This is a genomic window from Microcoleus sp. SVA1B4 (assembly GCF_036700545.1).
In the GTDB taxonomy this organism is placed as follows: domain Bacteria; phylum Cyanobacteriota; class Cyanobacteriia; order Cyanobacteriales; family Microcoleaceae; genus Microcoleus.
The window spans coordinates 1-19,590 of record NZ_JAUBPB010000099.1 but is presented as its reverse complement, the minus strand read 5'-3'; the positions used below and the strand labels follow the sequence as shown (position 1 = coordinate 19,590).

General features: G+C 46.4%; 17 protein-coding genes. 15 read left to right on the top strand and 2 right to left on the bottom strand.

The window, feature by feature from the left end:
* The first annotated feature begins 939 nt into the window (after nucleotides 1–939).
* From QT987_RS27815 to QT987_RS27795, 5 genes are all read left to right on the top strand, one after another.
* The gene (locus QT987_RS27815) at nucleotides 940–2,127 is read left to right on the top strand and encodes a HEAT repeat domain-containing protein (protein ID WP_333246548.1); all 1,188 of its coding nucleotides are present in this window, start codon (nucleotides 940–942) and stop codon (nucleotides 2,125–2,127) included.
* Between the two features lie 416 nt (nucleotides 2,128–2,543).
* Entirely contained in the window at nucleotides 2,544–3,629 is a 1,086-nt protein-coding gene (locus tag QT987_RS27810) for a glycosyltransferase family 4 protein (protein WP_333246546.1), read from the top strand.
* Nucleotides 3,630–3,765: 136 nt separating this feature from the next.
* On the top strand, nucleotides 3,766–4,527 hold the full coding sequence (map, locus tag QT987_RS27805; protein WP_333046484.1) for a type I methionyl aminopeptidase: 762 nt from the start codon (nucleotides 3,766–3,768) through the stop codon (nucleotides 4,525–4,527).
* A 423-nt stretch (nucleotides 4,528–4,950) separates the two neighbouring features.
* On the top strand, nucleotides 4,951–5,880 hold the full coding sequence (locus tag QT987_RS27800) for an LD-carboxypeptidase (RefSeq protein WP_333246544.1): 930 nt from the start codon (nucleotides 4,951–4,953) through the stop codon (nucleotides 5,878–5,880).
* Nucleotides 5,881–6,045: 165 nt separating this feature from the next.
* Nucleotides 6,046–6,828: a hypothetical protein gene (locus QT987_RS27795; protein WP_333246542.1), complete on the top strand. Its 783-nt coding sequence runs from the start codon at nucleotides 6,046–6,048 to the stop codon at nucleotides 6,826–6,828.
* Nucleotides 6,829–6,939: 111 nt separating this feature from the next.
* On the opposite strand, the gene QT987_RS27790 is transcribed toward QT987_RS27795, so the two are convergent.
* Nucleotides 6,940–7,443 (bottom strand): YetF domain-containing protein, encoded by a 504-nt coding sequence (locus QT987_RS27790; RefSeq protein WP_333246540.1) that lies wholly within the window; start codon nucleotides 7,441–7,443, stop codon nucleotides 6,940–6,942.
* Nucleotides 7,444–7,758: 315 nt separating this feature from the next.
* On the opposite strand from QT987_RS27790, the gene hemE reads away from it, so the two are divergent.
* The 10 genes from hemE to QT987_RS27740 all read left to right on the top strand — a co-directional run bounded on the left by hemE (nucleotide 7,759) and on the right by QT987_RS27740 (nucleotide 17,234).
* Nucleotides 7,759–8,823: a uroporphyrinogen decarboxylase gene (gene hemE, locus QT987_RS27785; RefSeq protein WP_333246538.1), complete on the top strand. Its 1,065-nt coding sequence runs from the start codon at nucleotides 7,759–7,761 to the stop codon at nucleotides 8,821–8,823.
* 408 nt (nucleotides 8,824–9,231) lie between these two features.
* A complete protein-coding gene (locus QT987_RS27780) occupies nucleotides 9,232–10,197 on the top strand; it encodes an NAD(P)-dependent oxidoreductase (RefSeq protein ID WP_333246537.1) in 966 nt (321 codons plus the stop codon).
* 757 nt (nucleotides 10,198–10,954) lie between these two features.
* Nucleotides 10,955–12,547 (top strand): B12-binding domain-containing radical SAM protein, encoded by a 1,593-nt coding sequence (locus QT987_RS27775; RefSeq protein WP_333246535.1) that lies wholly within the window; start codon nucleotides 10,955–10,957, stop codon nucleotides 12,545–12,547.
* A 106-nt stretch (nucleotides 12,548–12,653) separates the two neighbouring features.
* Nucleotides 12,654–12,899 (top strand): type II toxin-antitoxin system Phd/YefM family antitoxin, encoded by a 246-nt coding sequence (locus QT987_RS27770; RefSeq protein ID WP_333246533.1) that lies wholly within the window; start codon nucleotides 12,654–12,656, stop codon nucleotides 12,897–12,899.
* Complete coding sequence (locus tag QT987_RS27765) at nucleotides 12,896–13,297, top strand: type II toxin-antitoxin system VapC family toxin (protein WP_333246531.1); 402 nt, start codon at nucleotides 12,896–12,898, stop codon at nucleotides 13,295–13,297. The genes QT987_RS27770 and QT987_RS27765 overlap by 4 nt, the downstream gene beginning before the upstream one ends.
* 31 nt (nucleotides 13,298–13,328) lie before the next feature.
* Nucleotides 13,329–13,511, top strand: coding sequence for a hypothetical protein (locus QT987_RS27760; RefSeq protein WP_333246529.1), 183 nt, complete (start codon nucleotides 13,329–13,331; stop codon nucleotides 13,509–13,511).
* 19 nt (nucleotides 13,512–13,530) lie between these two features.
* Nucleotides 13,531–14,424 (top strand): M48 family metalloprotease, encoded by an 894-nt coding sequence (locus tag QT987_RS27755; RefSeq protein WP_333246527.1) that lies wholly within the window; start codon nucleotides 13,531–13,533, stop codon nucleotides 14,422–14,424.
* 897 nt (nucleotides 14,425–15,321) lie between these two features.
* A complete protein-coding gene (locus QT987_RS27750; protein WP_333246525.1) occupies nucleotides 15,322–16,671 on the top strand; it encodes an ATP-binding protein in 1,350 nt (449 codons plus the stop codon).
* A gap of 82 nt (nucleotides 16,672–16,753) precedes the next feature.
* Nucleotides 16,754–17,008, top strand: a complete 255-nt coding sequence (locus QT987_RS27745) for a DUF4160 domain-containing protein (protein ID WP_293145823.1) — start codon at nucleotides 16,754–16,756, stop codon at nucleotides 17,006–17,008.
* Nucleotides 16,971–17,234 carry a DUF2442 domain-containing protein gene (locus QT987_RS27740; protein ID WP_333231939.1) on the top strand — a complete coding sequence of 88 codons (264 nt, stop codon included), beginning with the start codon at nucleotides 16,971–16,973 and terminating at the stop codon, nucleotides 17,232–17,234. Before QT987_RS27745 ends, QT987_RS27740 begins: the two co-directional genes overlap by 38 nt.
* A gap of 214 nt (nucleotides 17,235–17,448) precedes the next feature.
* Here the strand turns inward: QT987_RS27740 and ftsH4 are convergent, their stop codons facing one another.
* Entirely contained in the window at nucleotides 17,449–19,317 is a 1,869-nt protein-coding gene (gene ftsH4 / locus QT987_RS27735) for an ATP-dependent zinc metalloprotease FtsH4 (RefSeq protein WP_333246523.1), read from the bottom strand.
* Nucleotides 19,318–19,590: the final 273 nt, after the last annotated feature.

Genomic DNA, 19,590 nt, shown 5'->3' with positions numbered 1-19,590 from the left:
AACTCCCACTCTTGAACGTGGGTTGGGCGTCCCGCCCGTCCTTTTTGGACGGGCGGGACGCCCATCCCACAAGAACAATTAAAATTGTAAGTTATTTAATTCGCGCTCCTAAGTGGGTACAAATAAACAGAACGTTGACAGAGGACGCCTGGGTGAAAGGATCTACTTGCTCTCACTATAAATCCTAACTAAATCCGACCCTACTTTTACAAGATAGTATGATTTTTGGCGCTTGCTAGCTAAATACAATATTTCCTAACGGTTATCTTAGTCGATCGCCCAAACACTTCTATCCGCCATAATTGCCCCCTTCAAATTAACATCGGTCAAATCAGCCCTCTCTTTGTTACAGCATTTTTGGTAAATAAAACTGGTTTGTGAGCGTCGAGAGAGCGTCCTGGAATGTATGGAAAATATGCGGTTTAGCAGCGAAGAATTAACGAAAAAACCCGGTTTCACGTTTGCAGTGCCAATGCCCCTGTCCCACTTTCGCCCAAATTCACACAAAAACGATCAACCTGCAGGCTCGGAAGCTTGTTAAACTTTTGGTCATGCCACGCTATTGGTGAGAAATCGACGGCTAGCCACAATCGTCTGCTAACGCCCCCGCAGTGCTGGGCTGCGCGGCCTGCACTGCACACTGCACGTAGGTGAGATTAGCTGCAATCAACTTTCGGGATGCCGCTGCTAAAGTCGCGGCCGCCAATGTAGTTGTTCGTTTTAAACTAATTAAACTAATTATTTAAAGGAGTTGCACGTCAATGACACAATTGTGCTTATAAGAAATATCTGGCTCGGTGCCCTCTCAAACCAGGGTTTTTCGCTAGTCTGGTGCTATTTGTGAGTTAGTTAAGCCCATAGCAGCTAGGATCGAGCTAACTCACGGTTAAACTAAAGCTCGTCATGCGGCGTTGCCTCTCAAAACCCGGATTGAGTCTTATGGCGCATTACCGCTCCTCTGTATGTTTGTTCACCTGCATTGCCTGTCTGGGCGTTGCGTTCAGTCCAAGTGCCGACGGAGGGCAACAGGTACTCAATGCCTCTGCGCGTGCTGTTTCCCAAGAAATTGCTCAGGCGAACTCTCCCCCGGACGATCGCCAGAATTCCAAGCCTCTAAAACCGTCTCCAGCGCCCGATAAAAGCAAATCTCAGCCGTCCAAAACGTCCAAATCTAATTCTAAGATCCCGAAATCGGTATCCAATTTGCTCGTCATTTTGTCTCGTCAGCGGGGGTTCTTAATGTTGGGTTTGGCAGCAGTTGTCGTCACGGCAGCGGCAGTATTTATCATGCTCAAATTAGTTAGCAGTGACGAGTCAAATTATCCTAAGCGAAGACGGGGAAGACTTGAGCGCCACAACCCAAAAAACTCTCCATTCACTAATCCCGATTCTCCTACAAACTCGCACCAAATTAGGCCACAAGAGACTTCTTCTGGGGGACAATCGCTGTCAGCCTTGCCCTACCCTTTTGGTTTGCCAAAAGGCCACAGTATTGAGAGCAGCGCTCAACCTTTTATCATGGAATCCCGGCAACCAGAACCCGATGATGCAGCCGTCGAGGGCGATCGAATTAATTCCGACACCTCGCCCTTGGAAACTCACAGCAACGGATACAGCAACACAGGTTTCAACATTCCCGAAACAACTAATCAAACCGATTCCCTAGCGAAGAAGAAAAATATTGCCCTTCCCGAAACGGATCGTAGACCTCAAGTTGATATTATTGAAGCACTGATTGAAGATTTGCAGCAGCTAAATCCGGCAAAGAGAGGCAAAGCAATTTGGGAACTAGGTCAGCGGGGAGATTCCAGAGCAGTTGAGCCGTTGCTCGATTTGCTAGCAAATTCCGACTCCAAGCAGTACAGTTTAATTTTGGCAAGTCTCTCGGAAATTGGCATTCGCACGCTCAAACCCATGAATAATGCGTGGTCAATCTCGCTGCAAAATGAAAATCCCGAAGTGCGTAAAAATGCAATTCGCGACTTGACGCGGATTTACGAATTGGTGAATCAAATCAGTTACTTGTTGCACCGTGCGACGGACGATCCAGATCCAGAAGTTCAGGAAACTGCTCGCTGGGCAATCAATCAGTTAAACCGCCTCCGTCCGCGTTCTGGGATGGATTAATAAATGTAGCAATTTTCAAATTATTTGAAAATAGAGATTTGAGATGGGAGAATTTATAATTTAGATTATGTTAGAATTAGTGACGGCTGACTAAGCTGTGGAGCATTTAAACCAGTAACGAGGCTAGTAGGGTGCGTCAGCTAGAACCCTTACGCTGAAACGGAAAACCTTAGATGCTGACGCACCTTACGCAAGCCCTTTAAATGCCGAACAGCTTAATGACTACTGATATCATGTCCGATCGATCGCCCACAATACATAGGTCGGGGCGGGTTTGTGAGATTGTCCGTTTTTGGCAAATATTATTGGTGAACCCGCCCCTACAGGAATCAGGGTAATCGACCGGACATGATATGACTAATGACTAATAACTAATGACTAATAATTAATGACTAATAACTAATGACTAATAACTAATGACTAATAACACTTTAAAACTATTGTTTCTGTCAACTTCTGTCGGTCAACTCGGTTCGGGGTTGGGCGGCGGAGTCGAACTTACAGTCCTTAACCTAGCTAAAGAATTGCAGAGTCGGGGTCATAAAATAGGAGTTGTAGCGCCGATAGGTTCAGTCTTAGAATCAATTTCTGTAATCGAAATAACGGGTGAGTTGCAAGTAACCGCCCAAACACAAGATTACCATGCTCCTATTGTGATGCCCGCCGACTCGGTGCTGGCGAATATGTGGGAATATGCTCGCCAAGTTCAGGATGAATGGGATGTGATTGTTAATTTTGCCTACGATTGGCTGCCGTTTTATTTGACACCATTTTTTAGGACTCCGATCGCACATTTGATCAGCATGGGATCCCTTTCTGCAGCCCTCGATCGCATTGCCGAACAAACCGCCGCCCAGTTTCCTGGTACGATCGGAGTTCACACCGCTTCTCAAGCCAAAACATTCACCTTTGCCGAGGAATGTCAGTTGTTGGGAAGCGGCATTGATTTATCGCTGTACCAATTTTGCAACAAATCCCAGTCTAAATTAGCTTGGCTAGGCCGCATCGCCCCGGAAAAAGGCTTAGAAGATGCAGTAGCAGCAGCGAAAATTACAGGCATTCCCCTCAAAATTATGGGCAAAATGCAAGATGAGGATTATTGGCAAAAAATTTGTGCAGATTACCCGGATGCTCCGGTAGAATATTTAGGGTTTTTGACAACAACCCAAATGCAAGAGCAAACCCGTCAGTGCCAAGCATTGTTGATGACACCACGTTGGGTGGAAGCTTTCGGAAATGTCGCGATCGAGGCTTTAGCGTGCGGTGTACCCGTGATTGCTTACGAGCGCGGGGGGCCGGCGGAAATTGTTAGAGACGGACTGACGGGCTTTTTAGTGCAGCCTGATAGCGTAAATGGCTTGGTAGGTGCGATCGCCCGCTTAGACAAAATTGACCGCAGCGCTTGCCGGCGACAAGCAGAGGTAGAATATTCTTTAGCAGCTTTGGGCGATCGTTGTGAGCACTGGTTCAAATCTATCACTGCTAGTAGGGTGCGTCAGTAATAATACTGGCCAATTTTTAGAAAGATTCGCTGACTGACGCACCTTACAAGTTTATGGAACAGCAATTCAAATCTATTCTCAAATTGAGTTAAATAAACTCTTAATTGACTACACAAAAAAGGAAACAGAAAAAACTATGGCAACCGAACGTTTAGTGCTTTTATCCAGTAGAGAAATCGAAAAAATGCGCCAAGCAGGCCGTTTAGCTGCCGAACTTCTGCTGCATCTCGAACCGATGGTAAAACCGGGTGTCAGCACTTTAGAAATTAACGACGAAGCCGAACGCTGGACTTTGGCACACGGAGCAAAAAGCGCTCCCCTAGGCTATAAAGGATTTCCCAAATCTCTGTGTGCAAGCGTCAATGAAGTAGTCTGTCACGGCATCCCCAATGCGAAACAAATTCTTAAAGAAGGTGACATTATTAATATTGATGTAACCCCTTTAGTTGATGGTTATCATGGCGATACTTCCAAAACTTTTTTTGTCGGTAAACCTTCACCGGTAGCTAAAAAATTAGTTGAAGTAACCGAGGAATGTTTAAGAAGAGGAATTGCCGAAGTCAAACCGGGTGCTCGTACCGGCGACATCGGTGCAGCGATTCAAGAATATGCTGAAGCACAGGGTTTTTCGGTAGTGCGAAATTTTGCGGGACACGGCGTTCACCGAGTCTTTCACACTGAACCAGAAATTCTGCACTACGGTAAGCGGGGCACAGGAAAAAAGCTCAGACAAGGCATGGTTTTTACGATCGAGCCGATGATTAATGAGGGTACTTGGGAAGTGGAAATTCTCGCCGATGGTTGGACATCTATCACCAAGGATGGAAAGCTTTCAGCTCAATTTGAACACACTCTGGCTGTTACTGATTCTGGGGTGGAAATTCTAACTTTACCTTAGCAATCATTCACAAATAATCTGAAAAACTCACTCCTAAATCAATAATTAACCCTATCCCGTAGGGGCGGGTTCACAGAAAATTTCCGCATGAAACAGACAATCTCGAAAACCCGCCCCACCCAACGAAATATGTAAATGTGGGTAAGGTTGATGTCGATAGTCCCTGGGTTTGGGGCGGGTTTTGGAGATGGTTTGTTTTAATAGTTGATGGTTGGTAAAACCAGCCCCTACAGAATTACCGTTAATTCACAAAACACGATATAGCAATCCTAAATGATTCGTGTAATTCTTGTAGGGGCAAACCCCCCGTGGTTGCCCCGCTTGACTGGGGTAGGCACGGGGAGTAGGGGTAGCACTACCCCTACATATTTTTACAAATGATTTAGGATTGCTATATAACAAATAACTAATAACTAATAACAAATGACTGACATAAAATTTCTGCAACCAGGAGATTTGCTCAAAGTAATTGCCCCTAGTGGCACTTTGCGAGAATCAACCAACTTTGAAAAGGGTGTAGAAATTTGGAAATCTCGCGGCTATCGAATTGAATTAACACCGGGTTTTGACGATCGCTGGGGCTATTTGGCAGGTTCCGACGAAAACCGCGTCCGACAGCTCGCAGATGCCCTCAATGACCCGGATTGTCGCGGTATTCTCTGTGTTCGAGGCGGTTTCGGCAGCACTCGACTTTTGGAAAAAGGAAATGTGGGAAAGGCGGAAAACTCCCAATTTCCAACTCCCGATTCCCATTCGCCGAAATGGTTAATCGGCTTTTCCGACATTACTGCTTTGCTGTGGAATCACGAAAAATTGGGCATTTGGGGTGTTCACGGGCCGATGCTGACAACTTTGGCTGCGGAACCGGATTGGTCTGTCGATCGACTTTTTGACTGCATAGAAGGTCGTCCCTTACAATCTTTGCAAGGTAAAGGATGGGGCAGCGGACAAGCCACGGGGCCGCTGTTTCCTGCGAATCTGACGGTTGCTTCTCACTTGCTCGGAACCCCGTATCAACCGGATTTGACGGGGGTTATTCTCGCATTTGAGGATGTTTCTGAGGCTCCTTACAGGGTCGATCGAATGTTGACTTTGTGGCGGATGGCGGGGGCTTTCGCTGGGGTGCGGGGCATTGCTTTGGGGCGCTTCAGTCGCTGCGAGATTGAGCCGAGTATTCCCAGTTTTAGCATTGAAGAGGTTTTGCGCGATCGGCTGGGGGACTTGAATATTCCCATTGTCTCGGATTTGCCCTTCGGGCACGAGGGGGTTAACGCTGCTTTACCGATGGGAATTATGGCGAGTCTCGACGCTGATTTGGGATTGCTGATTTGTGGCGATCAATCGCAACTTTAGATTAGGGATCAACGTCTATAACTTTAGCTTGAGATTTTCCACCCGCTAAATAGTCCCGTTAGGTGAGGTTGACACGGTTGGCAGAAATTACATTTAAAATGGATTGTGTATGCAAATGTCGGCGCCAAGAAAGCAAAAAGATTTTAAAATTTTCCAGAGGTTGATATGAGAACTCACAACTTGTTAAACAGTATTGCTGCCGCAGTCCTAGTTACGGGATTGGCACTTACGGGGATTTCCTCAAGTGCTGTTGGCGAACAGATACGGAATAACGATCGCATTGCCGGAGTAATTCGCCGCACTTCCCCCATCTACCGTTTTCGGAATATGTGGGTTCCGGGTTCTCCGACGGAAGAATTACGCGGCCAAGAATACACATTCAGCGCCAGGGAAGGCGACAACATTGAAGTGTTTTTAGATACAGATAGAAGCCGCGGTTTTACTCCCGTCATGGTGCTGTTTTACGGGAACAATAAACAAGTCGCTTTTACGCAAGACCGCTCTTTTAATTATCAAATTCCCCGTAGTGGCGATTACAAACTGTTAGTGTTAGCAAAAGATGCTGCCAGGGGCGGTAACTACACGCTGGAAGTTGCGGGAATTGATGGAGGCGACAGACGAGTTCGCAATTCGCGGGACGATTGGTACACGAGGCGAGATGACGATCGATATGACGGTCAATATGACAGAGCACAGATTCTGCAAGATGATTTTGGCTTGCGGTCTGTTGATTGTCGCGAGAGACGTTCTATGGTGAGAGTAAGGTTTGACGATGGTAATCAAGATTCAACTTACTGCGCTGTCCCGACTAGAAACTTTCCGGCGGGAGATTATTACTACAATTCACGGACTAGAAACTTAGATTCGGCGAGGCGGAATGATAGTAGATTCGATGCGGGCCGCGATCAATGTCGGGTAGTGGTGGGCGGAGTGTGCGTGACGAGATAGTTTCGATTTAATTAACCCTACGGTGCGTCGCCCAGTAAAATCTACTATTAAGCTCGAAAATGGAGCAGCGACGCACCATATAAGATGAGCCTCTACAGATTTAAAGATCGACTAAGTTACATCTTTGAGAGCCGATCGCGAATTGTTCGGAGATTTTTTGATAACGCTCATGCTGCCGTCGGTTTCCAGCACGACTGCTTCGATTTCTTCGATCGACGCGCAGCCCGTCCCCCGAATCGCCGCCCGAATTTCCGATTCACCCACGCGCTGCTGCCGCATCGCCACAGGCAGAAATTGGCCTTGGCTGAGCAGCATAGTAGGTTCGGCTTTGATGAGATTTTTTACCCACTTTACCCGCACCGCAAGCCACGTGACGATGAATTGCAGCCCGATGAGCAAGCCGAGGGCGAAAACGCCCTCGACGAAGGAAACGTCTTTTGACATGATGACAGTCGCCAGCGTCGAACCAAGCGCGATGGTAACGATGAAATCGAAGGCATTCCACTTCGACAGAGTTCGCTTGCCGGAAACTAGCAGCAAAAAAATCAGCACGAGGTAAGCGGAAACGCCGAGCGTCAAAATCCGAATTATTTCAAACCAATTGTCAAAAAACATATTTTTATTTCGCGGTTGTGATTTTGGGCGCTTTGCCGCTGCACCAGTGCTAGATGCTTCGTATGCTTGAGGTCGCGGTCGCGGATTCTGTTAGTTTGCATTGTCATTGTAGCAAAAGGGTGGATGTGAAAATTCCCTATTAGCAAGAGTTTCACCTATTAAGAATTCCTTGACCGTGCCAGAAGGTTGCTATCGAACTCAGCCACTTTCCTCATCTCCCTCCCCGCTGACAGATGAATTTTTTGTCAAAAAGGACGATCGCACAGTGGTAAGCTACCAAAGGCATTGAAATATCTAAGGTAGAGAAAAGTTAAAATGTCGGCATTAAATGAAGTTCCCTTGTTGTTGCGGGCAGCCCGCGGCGAAACCCTAGACCGCCCGCCCGTGTGGATGATGCGTCAAGCCGGCCGCTACATGAAGGCTTATCGAGATTTGCGAGAAAAGTATCCCTCGTTTCGCGAACGTTCCGAAATTCCCGAAGTTGCGATCGAAGTTTCCCTCCAGCCGTGGCGCGCGTTTCAGCCCGACGGCGTAATCCTGTTTTCCGATATTGTCACACCCATGCCCGGTTTGGGCATCGACATGGACATCGCCGAAGGCAAAGGCCCGATTATCCACTCACCCATCCGCACTCAGCAGCAAATCGACGCGCTGCAACCGCTGAACCCGGAAGAAAGTTTGCCGTTTATCAAAACAATCCTGAAATCCCTGCGCGAGGAAGTCGGCAACAAATCCACCGTGCTCGGTTTTGTGGGCGCGCCGTGGACTCTGGCGGCCTATGCGGTTGAGGGCAAAGGTTCTAAGGATTATGCGATCATCAAAAACATGGCATTTTCCGATCCAACTTTACTGCATCAGTTGCTCTCAAAATTTGCAGATGCGATCGCCGTTTACGTGCGCTATCAAATCGACTGCGGCGCGCAAGTCGTGCAAATGTTCGACTCCTGGGCGGGCCAACTTTCCCCCCAAGACTACGACACATTCGCTTTACCTTACCAGAAACAAGTATTCGAGCAAGTCAAAAAAACCCATCCCGACACCCCGCTAATTCTGTTAGTCACCGGTAGCGCCGGCCTCCTCGAACGCATGACAACATCCGGCGCCGATATCATCAGCGTCGATTGGACTGTTGATATGGCCGACGCGCGCAAGCGTTTGGGCCCCAATATGAACGTTCAGGGAAATCTAGATCCGGGCGTGTTGTTTGGTTCTCAACCGTTTATTCGCGATCGAATTCTTGATACAATTCGCAAAGCCGGTCATCGCGGACACATCCTCAACTTGGGACACGGCGTGTTACCGGGTACTCCCGAAGATAACGTGCGTTTCTTCTTTGAAACCGCAAAACAAGCCGACAAATTGCTTGCAGTTGCTGCTTGAAATTGATTGCCAACTGGTTTTAACTGGTTCCCAGGCTCTGCCTGGTGAACCCATATCCAGAGGCTCTGCTTCGCGTAAAATGGAGGCAGAGCCTCCGGATCTGCGTTACCAGGTCAGAGCCTGGTAACGAGTAAAAGATTAATATTTCCGTCGGTTTTAACTCACCGAAGATCACCCTTACGAATAAAGCATCCCGTAGGGGCGGGTTCACCAAGAACTTTAAAGAGTGCAGACAGGTTAAATAAACCCGCCCCCACCCACAAAAAAGCCCTTTATTAACAATGGTGCTCTTCAGTCGGTTTCAACCGACTTTTGCCCGACGCCAGGGGTTTCAACCCCTGGCGGATTGCAGGAGAATGAAACAGCCCTATTCTCCCCCTTGCCGTCCCCCCCTTCCCCTTCTGCAAAATGAACGCCAAAAAAATTTTCATAACGGGTGCAAGTGGCTGTATCGGTCACTACATGGCCGAAACTTTGATTCAAGAAACAAACCACGAACTTTACCTATTAGTTCGCAACCCCGAAAAATTAAAATTTGACTGGAAAGCCCGCCCCGGCATCCATATATTACAAGGCGATATGCGAGATATCGAGCAACACGCCGAACTTTTGCAAACAATTAATGTAGCAATTGTAGCCGCTACTGCTTGGGGAGGAACTCAAGAAGTTTTTGACGTTAACGTAACGAAAACTCTCCAGCTAATTCAACTACTTTCGCCACAGACTTGCCAACAAGTAATTTATTTTTCAACGGCCAGCATTCTCGGTAGAGACAACAATTTGCTTAAAGAAGCCGGGGAACTGGGGACAGATTATATTAGCTCAAAATACAACTGCATGGTGCATTTGTCAGCCTTGACAAATGTGCCTCCGATTACGGCACTTTACCCGACATTAGTATTGGGAGGAGACGCCGAAAAACCAGTCTCTCACTTGTCATCTGGCCTGCCACTTGTCGCAAAATGGATTGGTTTGATTCGCTGGTTTAAGGCAGATGGCAGTTTTCACTTCATCCACGGCGCAGATATTGCTAAAGTAGTTAATTATTTAGTTGAACATCCGCCGGCTTCCGATGAACCGCGACATTTTGTGCTAGGAAATCCGGCGATTACAGCTAACGAAGTGGTAGAACAAGCTTGCGAGTATTTGAATAAAAAGATATTTTTTCGGATAACTCTGTCACCTTGGCTGGCCGATTTCTTTATTTGGCTGTTCCGAATTCAAGTGGCTGCTTGGGATAGATTTTGCATCAGCTACCGCCATTTTACCTATCAAAATCTTGTGAATCCCGAAAGCATAGGAATGCCGAGTTACTGCGGCACAGTTGCTGATATGTTAAAAACTAGCGGGATTCCCGATAAAAATAAAAAGTAGTCCGTACACTCCGCACCAATAATCGGACGGGCTAGAAGCCCATCCCACAAGAAAGATTGTGGGATGGGCTTCTAGCCCGTCCCTAATTATTTTGGCGCTTCTCAAATCCCATCCCACAAAAAACAATTTGTGGGATGGGCTTCTAGCCCATCCCTAATTCTTTATGCTATTCAAGTCTAGTGTTTCAATTTCTTTTTTGCCTTAGTCCCATGCTTTTTAAATGCGATTATCGTCAATTAAGGGTCAAATACGATAAGATATCAGCATTTGCACACTTTAACAGGGAACTGCAAGCTAAAAATTGCGCTCAATTTGTTTGTCTTAGGGGGTGTCACCCCTCGCCAGATATTCGATCGAGTGCAAGATCGTAATTTTAGCCTTAACGTCAGGAACCTCAGCCTAAAGGCGTGAGGCTTGAAAGAGAAATCTAACAGGCCATTCTGACCAGACTAAGCTTTAAATAGCTACGTTATTTAGGTCACGACACCCTGGGATGCGAAGCTAGTCCCTTGCTCTGTCGCTAGTGGTTAAACAGTCTTAAGGTCACTGAGACAGTGCTGCTAGCCTAACAAGCCTTTATAACTTTGTCGAAGCTAACTTTACCCCAGAAATGGGAGTTTGGGGCAACCATTCCCCAAAAATCGGAGAGGTTGCATTAAATTCCCTCTCCGACCCCGAAAGGGGATTTAATTCAATGTAAAGCCGTCCTATAAGGACGGGGCTTCAGACCCAGTTTTTTGGTGAGGTTTAACATATAATGCGAGTTCTTTTAGTTTACCCGCTGTTTCCGAAAACATTTTGGTCTTACGAGAAAATCCTAGAATTAGTCGATCGTAAAGTGCTGCTGCCACCGCTGGGTTTGGTAACAGTAGCAGCTATTTTACCCCAAGAATGGGAATTTAAGTTAGTCGATCGCAACATCAGACAAATCACCGAAGCAGAATGGGAATGGGCAGAGCTCGTTATTCTCTCCGCAATGATTGTCCAAAAAGAAGATTTGCTAGACATCATTCGCGAAGCAAAACGGCGCGGTAAATCCGTAGCTTGCGGCGGCCCTTACCCGACATCCGTACCCGAAGAACCTCAAGCAGCGGGCATAGATTACCTGATTCTCGACGAAGGCGAAATCACCTTGCCGATGTTTGTCGAAGCAATAGGGCGCGGCGAAAAAAGCGGAACTTATCGATCGGACGGCGTAAAACCCGATGTTACCACAACCCCGGTTCCCCGCTTCGACTTGCTGGAATTAGACGCCTACGATTCCATGTCGATTCAATTTTCGCGCGGCTGTCCTTTCCAGTGCGAATTCTGCGATATCATCGTCCTCTACGGCCGCAAACCCCGCACCAAAAACCCCCAACAATTGATAGCAGAATTAGACTATCTCTACAACTTGGGCTGGCGGCGCGGCGTGTTCATGGTAGACGACAACTTTATCGGCAACAAACGCAGCGTCAAACTGTTGCTAAAAGACTTAAAAGTCTGGCAAGAAGAACACAAATTCCCGTTTACTTTCAACACAGAAGCATCCATCGATTTAGCCCAAGACCAAGAATTGATGGATATGATGGTAGCTTGCAATTTTAATGCTGTATTTCTAGGGATTGAAACTCCCGATGAAGAAAGCCTGCAAATGACCAAGAAATTCCAAAATACCCGCAATTCCCTGATCGAATCAGTAGAGTTAATTGCGAAAACTGGTTTGCGAGTAATGGCCGGATTCATCATCGGATTTGACGGCGAAAAACCCGGTGCCGGTCAGCGGATTGTCCAGTTTGCCGAAGCAGCAGCCATTCCGAGCACAACCTTTGGAATGCTGCAAGCTTTGCCGCACACTGCATTGTCCCACAGACTAGCAAAAGAAGGGCGGTTGCGCGACAAATCTGGCAACCTCAACCAGACTACTTTGATGAACTTCATTCCGACGCGGCCTCTCGAAGATATTGCCCGCGAATATGTCGAGGCATTCTGCGAAGTGTACGATGCTGAGAAATATTTAGACCGGACTTATCGCCATTTCTTAATGTTAGGTGCACCCACAGCAAAGATACCTGCAAGAGTTCCCAGTTGGATCGACTTGCGAGCACTGTTAACGGTGGTTTGGCGGCAGGGAGTCAAGCGCAAAACTCGGTGGAAGTTCTGGCATCATTTGTTCAGCATTCTCAAGCGCAATCCTGCAGTTTGGGATCACTATTTAACAGTGTGTGCTCACAACGAGCATTTCCTGGAATACCGCCAGATTGTGCGGGATGAAATTGAAGCTCAATTGGCTGACTTTTTGGCTAATGAGTCTCAAACTGTATATCAAGAACCTGTTGCTGTTGAGGAAAAGCAAGTGCAAGCGGTTTAGGGTTGGATAATTAAACCGCAGATGAACTCAGGTAAACGCAGATGAATGTAAGATTGTCTGCGTTTATTTGGTTATACTTAGTTTATAGACTTAGTTTTTTAAGAGTATGGAAACTGTAAATATCCATCAAGCTAAAACGAATTTATCACGACTATTGTCGCGTGTGGAACTGGGAGAAGAAATCATTATTTCCAACGAAGGCATCCCAGTCGCGAAGTTGGTTCCGTTTCGTACTTCATCCAATCGACGAGCTAGTTTGGGGCAAGATCGAGGGACATTTGTTTTGCCAGAGGACTTTAACGATCCTTTGCCAAAAGAGATTTTGACAGCATTCGAGGGAGATGAAGAGTGAAACTCTTGCTGGATACGCAGTGTTTTTTGTGGTGGTTTGCCCAACCAGATCGATTGAATGAGGAGGCGATCGCACAGATTGCCGATGAAACGAACGAATTGTGGCTTTCTGTTGCTAGTGTCTGGGAAATGGGAATCAAAGTTGCGATCGGAAAGTTACCACTTCCAGAACCGATCGATACCTACATTTCGACGCGCATGATACAGTTAGATGTGCGATCGCTGGAAATTACAGCACCTCATGCCCTGCGAGCGGCTGCGTTACCATTACATCATCGAGATCCCTTCGATCGAATGCTGATTGCCCAGGCTCAGATTGAGGAGATGACGCTTGTGAGTGCTGATTCAATGTTCAAGCAATACAGCGATATTGCTATTCTTTGGGCCGCCAATTCGTGAGATTAATCTCGTTTCCAAGCTCTTCCTGGAAATGTCATATTCTGCGGATATGCTGGTTCAAGAAAGCAAGCAGATAGAGCCTCCAGAGACATTCCCCGTCTCCGATCTAGCAGGTAAAATACTACTATTGGCGGCAGCAGTTATTTCGGCAGATAGAGGCGCGATCGCCCGCAAATATGAAAACCTAATTACAAGCTCAAAAATATCAAAATAGCGATCGCCCTCAACCCGCCATGTTAGGAACAAATCAACTCAGAACAGCCGCTCTCTTAGGACTCCTAAGCGGCCTTCTCGTTTTAGGAAGTTATTATTTAATCGGCAACGAGCAAGGACTTTACATTGGTTTAGCGCTAGCCGCCTTCTCAAGTTTTAGCTCTTGGTACTATTCCGACACGGCAGCGTTAATGGCTTACCGCGCTCGCCCCATCGCCCGCAGCGAAGCACCAGAAATCTACGATATGGTAGCATCGCTGAGTAAAAAAGCCCAAATTCCAGTACCGAAAATCTTTGTAGTTCCCACTCAATCTCCGAACGCATTCGCCACAGGAAGAGACCCGGAACACGCCACAATAGCAGTTACTGAAGGCATCATGAATTTGCTTTCCCGCGAAGAATTGGAAGGCGTTATAGCGCACGAACTCACCCACATCCGCAACCGCGACACCCTCACTCAAGCAGTTGCAGGAACAATTGCCGGTGCAATTACATTTGTCGGGCGAATTCTGACTTTTGGAGCGCTTTACGGCCCGGTAACGCGGGATAGCAGACAAGGCCCGAATCCGTTTGGTTTGCTGTTTTTAATCATTTTAGCACCGCTATCAGCAACCCTAATTCAAATGGCGATTTCTCGAACCAGAGAATTTGCAGCCGACAGCGGTGCGGTGGAAATTACCAATAACCCGATCGGCTTAGCAAACGCCCTGCAAAAGTTGGAGAAACTGGGTCATGAAATTCCCATGCACGGCAATCCTGCGATGTCGCCGCTGCTGATTGTGAATCCTTTTTCGACTAAAGGTTTGCAGTCACTTTTCCGCACTCACCCGCCGACAGAGGATCGCATTCAACGCCTTTTGGAAATCGCGCAGCAGCAAGGTACTCCAGTTATGGCTTACATAAACGGAGTTTGATCGATCGAAAATGCAGCAACAATATGGAGAAACCCGGTGTTTTGAAGCAGCCGGGTTTTTGTATGTTTATCATTGTAACTGTATGGAGCGACTAATTCGATAGGTAGGGGCGATCGCAGTCCGTACAATCATCGCAGTGGCATGGTAGAAATGGATAAGATTGTGAGGGAAAAAATAGGTTGGGTAACACGAGCGTCAACCCAACCTACAAGTAAGGGCGTAAAAGCGATTGCACTATTTATCAAAACTAATAGCTGCTACCGAGGTAAAGGAGGTGTTGGTCTAAAGCATCCCCAAGAATAAGGATCGCTCGGGTTTACCGCATTAGCAAAAACAACTGTATAGCCTTTAGAGCTAGGATATTGCTCTTTGCAAGCATTTTCAACAGAAATTTCATAACGATTAGAGCCTACGAAGCAACGCCAGCCCCAAGCAGTGCGCTCTATCAAATCTGCATATGACCCTCTCCACCGTTGCTGACAGTAGCGGTTTAAGTCAACACCTCCAATACGCTGACTGTTAGAAGATTGAGCTCTAACTTCCTGTCTATTTGAGCGGATCGGTAAACCAACTAGCATACAAGCTAGACCTAATGATATAAAAAACTTGTTCATGAATAACTCTCCATAATTGTTGGCTGAGATAGAAGCTCGCAGTTGCGATCTAACACAGCATTACAGGGTATAACACAACAAGTGTTTAATCCCTAAATTTACGCTTTAATACTTCTCCTATTTTCCTTATAAATCCGAGCTGTGTCTAGCCCAAAATGCTCAATTTTGTTGGCACTTTTGTATGCTACTTCAACTCGCCCTCTATAAAAAATGTTGGGAAATGTTGGGAAATGTTGGGAAATGTTGGGTACAATACAACCAACCCTGACATTGACCCGACTCTATGAACCTTAAGGAAGTGATAAAACTCGCAGACGATCTGGTGTTTGCTAGAACAGGTAAGCATCTCAATGACTTACAAGAGAAGATTCTGCACGGGACGTGGGAAGATGAGGATTACAAAGAAATTGCCAAGGCGGTTAACCGATCTGAGGATCGTGTTAGAGAGGTAGGAATGGAATTATGGCAGACCCTTTCACAAGAGTTGGGAAAAAGAGTCACTAAATCAAATTTTCGCTCAACATTTTCACATTTTGAGCAACACCACAACCAAAGTAGCTATATGATCTGTGGGCATACTTTATACCTAACAGATATACCAAACTCTACCCCGTCAACAGAACAAACATCTAACCCCCAACAAACCCGAACTCTACATCAAGATTTAAGCGAAATGCCAGAGTTGGGCGATTTCTACGATCGCACCCCGGAACTCGACACCCTCACCACCTGGATTCTACAACAACGCAGCCGCCTGATCGCGCTCACCGGCATCAGTGGCATCGGAAAAACATCCCTAGCAGTCCAACTCTTACAGCAAATAAAAGATGAATTTGAATGCGTCATTTGGTGCAGCATCGACGCCTCCTACACCCCAGATAAATTTGAACATAAACTAATACAGTTTTTCTCGCATTCAAAAAAACAAGATTTATCCCCAACCAACCAGAAACGCTTACCGCTGATTAAGTATTTACAAAAGTATCGCTGTTTAATAGTCTTGGATGACATTCACAACCTTTTCTGTAGCGGGGAAGTGGCAGGAAAATATAAACCACAATACGAAGAATATCGCTCTTTATTCAAACAAATAGAAAAATTCTCCCATTCATGTTGCTTTCTGCTAATCGGTTGGGAACAACCGAGAGAAGTGACTCAAGTTAAAAGCCAAAATACTCTTATTCGTACCTTAAAACTCAAGGGTTTAGACATCCCAGCCGGACGGGAAATACTCAGAGATTATGGGTTAGAAGAAAGCGACAAAAGTGAAGCACTCATTCACCGCTACCAAGGCAACCCCCTATGGTTAAAAAGCGTGGCGAGTCTGATTGAAGAGTTGGGAATCAGCGCGAAAGAATTATTAAGAGATGATACAATATTGTTGCCGGAAGATTTGAAAGATGTTTTACAGCAGCAGTACGATCGCACTTCCGAACTAGAAAAACAAGTTATGTCTTTGTTGGCTAGGGAAAACCAGCCAGTCAACCTAGCAAAATTGCTACAAAAAGGACAAATATCATCATCAGATTTACTCAACGCGCTCCAATCTTTATCACGGCGCTGCTTGATAGAAAAACAGGAAAGTCTTTACACTCTCCCACCTGTATTGAGGCAGTATATCAAAGGGTTGTAACCAAAATATAAAATCGCCCTGTGTTATCATAGAATACAAAACTTACAGATATTCGCATTGAAATGTTGTATAACCTGAAATTATGCCAACTATTTTACGAGTAGGCCCTTACCGACTTTACTTTTATAGCCATGAACCGAATGAACCACCTCATGTTCACATTGACAGAGACAAATCATCAGTTAAATTTTGGTTGGAGCCAGTCAGTTTGGCAAACAACCTTGGTTTTAGTGCTAAAGAACTTCGGAAAATACAGTCGGTAGTACAAGAAAATCAACAAACTTTATTGGAGGCTTGGTATGGGTATTTTGGCGATTCGAGCGGACGAGAGAGTTAAGGAGATTCATTTTACAGAAGAAACAATTAGTGTTGATTTGATGGATGGACGAACCATTACTGTGCCTTTAATTTGGTATCCCAGATTGTTTAATGCAACGCCCGATCAAAGGGCAAAATGGGAAGTATGCGGAGGAGGCTATGGCATTCACTGGGAAGAAATCGATGAAGACCTCAGTACAGAAGGAATGCTGCGGGGGGCACCGGCTCCCAAGCCTTCTGCTTGAAAATCTACGAGCTAAGAAATACAAAAAAACGCAGATGATATTTTGTCATCATCTGCGTTTATCTGCGTTAACCTCTGCTTGAATTAAACAGTCCTGGATGCGCTGGGAATAAAGAAACCGGGTTTTTCTCGAATCTGCCGCCTACAGCGCGTCTTCTCAGTAAAAACCCGGTTTCTGGACTCTCATGCTTAAGTGCGATTAAACCCTCTTAAACTCAAGCCGCAACCTTATCTAAAGGCCGCACTTGACCGAGGAATTCGCGAAGTGCGTCACCTTCCACCACTTCTGTTTCCAACAGTTTCTGCGTAATTGTTTCCAACAATTCCCGATTTGCTTTCAGAATATCCAAAGCTTGCTGATGTGCAGTTTCGACAATTTCCTTCACTTCTTGGTCGATCGCCTCAGCAGTTTGAGCACTGACAGCGCGGCGGGCATTTCCCATACCGTCGTTGAGGAACATTGCTTGTTGACCTCGATCGTAAGCTAGAGGCCCCAAAACCTTACTCATCCCGTAAGTTGTCACCATCCGTTCAGCTAAATCAGTCGCCCTTTGCAAGTCATTTGAAGCGCCAGTAGTAATGCTACCAAACACGACTTCCTCAGCCGATCGCCCTCCAAGCAGTGTAGCAATTTGACCGCGCAACTCCGATTCATCTAACAAGAAACGGTCTTCAGTCGGTACTTGCAACGTGTAACCCAATGCTGCCATACCGCGCGGGACGATCGAGATTTTGGCCACTTCGCCACCGCCGGTCAGTGCAGCACCAACCATCGCGTGTCCGACTTCGTGGTAAGCCACAATCTTTTTCTCTTTTTCATTGAGCACCCGGCTTTTCTTTTCCAAGCCGGCCACAACGCGCTCAAACGCCTCAAAAAAGTCTTCCTGCGCTACAGTTAGTCGTTTGTTGCGGGCCGCCAACAAAGCAGCTTCATTGACCAAATTTGCCAAATCTGCGCCCGAAAAACCGGGAGTGCGAGCGGCGACGGCCTTCAAGTCAATATCCGGGCCCAACTTCACTTTTTGAGAGTGAATGTTCAAAATTTCTTCCCGGCCAGATAAATCGGGGCGATCGACTAAAACTTGGCGATCGAAACGGCCAGGGCGCAACAAAGCAGCATCCAAACTTTCTGGGCGGTTAGTTGCAGCCAGCACAATTACCGTAGTATTGCCAGCAGCAAAACCATCCATTTCAGTTAACAATTGATTGAGAGTTTGTTCGCGTTCATCATTCCCCCCAAAGCTAGCGTTACTGCTGCGGGATTTGCCGATCGCGTCCAATTCATCAATGAAAATAATACAAGGAGCCTGTTTCTTAGCCTGCTCGAATAAATCTCTAACTCTTGCAGAACCAACACCTACAAACAGTTCCACAAACTCCGAACCGGAGATGCTAAAAAACGGCACGCCAGCTTCACCAGCCACTGCTTTTGCTAACAGCGTTTTGCCAGTTCCCGGAGGCCCGACTAACAGCACGCCTTTCGGAATTCTCGCGCCAATTGCCGTAAATCTGTCAGGAGTTTTCAGAAATTCAACAACTTCGACTAATTCAGTTTTCGCCTCTTCCACTCCAGCCACATCAGCAAAAGTAATTTTCGCCGATTCGCCTTCTACATAGACCTTAGCCTTGCTTTTGCCGATCGACAGCGCACCCTGTGGCCCACCGCCCTGCCTGTTCATGAAAAATTGAAAAATCGCCACAAAAATCAGCGGCGGAACCACCCAGCTTAAAACACTGCCGATCCAGCCATTTTTAGAAGGGGGAGTTGCCGCAAATTCAACGCCTTTTTCTTGCAAAAGTTTAGGTAATTCCAGGTCAAAAATCGGCGTAGTTGACAGCACTTGACCGGGTTTGTCACCTTCGCCTTTGAGTTGGTAGCGAATTTCATTTTGACCTACCGAAGCTCTGACTACATCTTGTTCTTGAACCTGATGGACGAACAAGCTGTAAGGAACTTGCGGAATTTGGGGGCCGAACAAATTGGGCAAAAAGATATTCGCCAGCAAAAACAAACTTGAGAGCAATAACAAGACATTGCTAATTTGTCGAAAACGAGGTGGTTGGGGCTGGTCTTTAATGGCCATTGATAACTGTCATCCTTTGATTTAAACCAGTTTTATTCATCTATCTTCTCATCAAATACCCACACACTGTTAAGCGGATTTCCTCACTTTATCGGGTGGGTTAACCCGCTAGCACGGAGTTGCTATTATTAACAATGTTTTTTTTTAGGAACCGCGAAGACGCTAAGGACACGAAGGAAGGGAAGAGAGGAGCGTTATATAGCAACCCTAAATCATTCGCGTAATTATTGTAGGGGCAATCCCACGCCCGGTTGCCCCGATAGATAGGGGGTA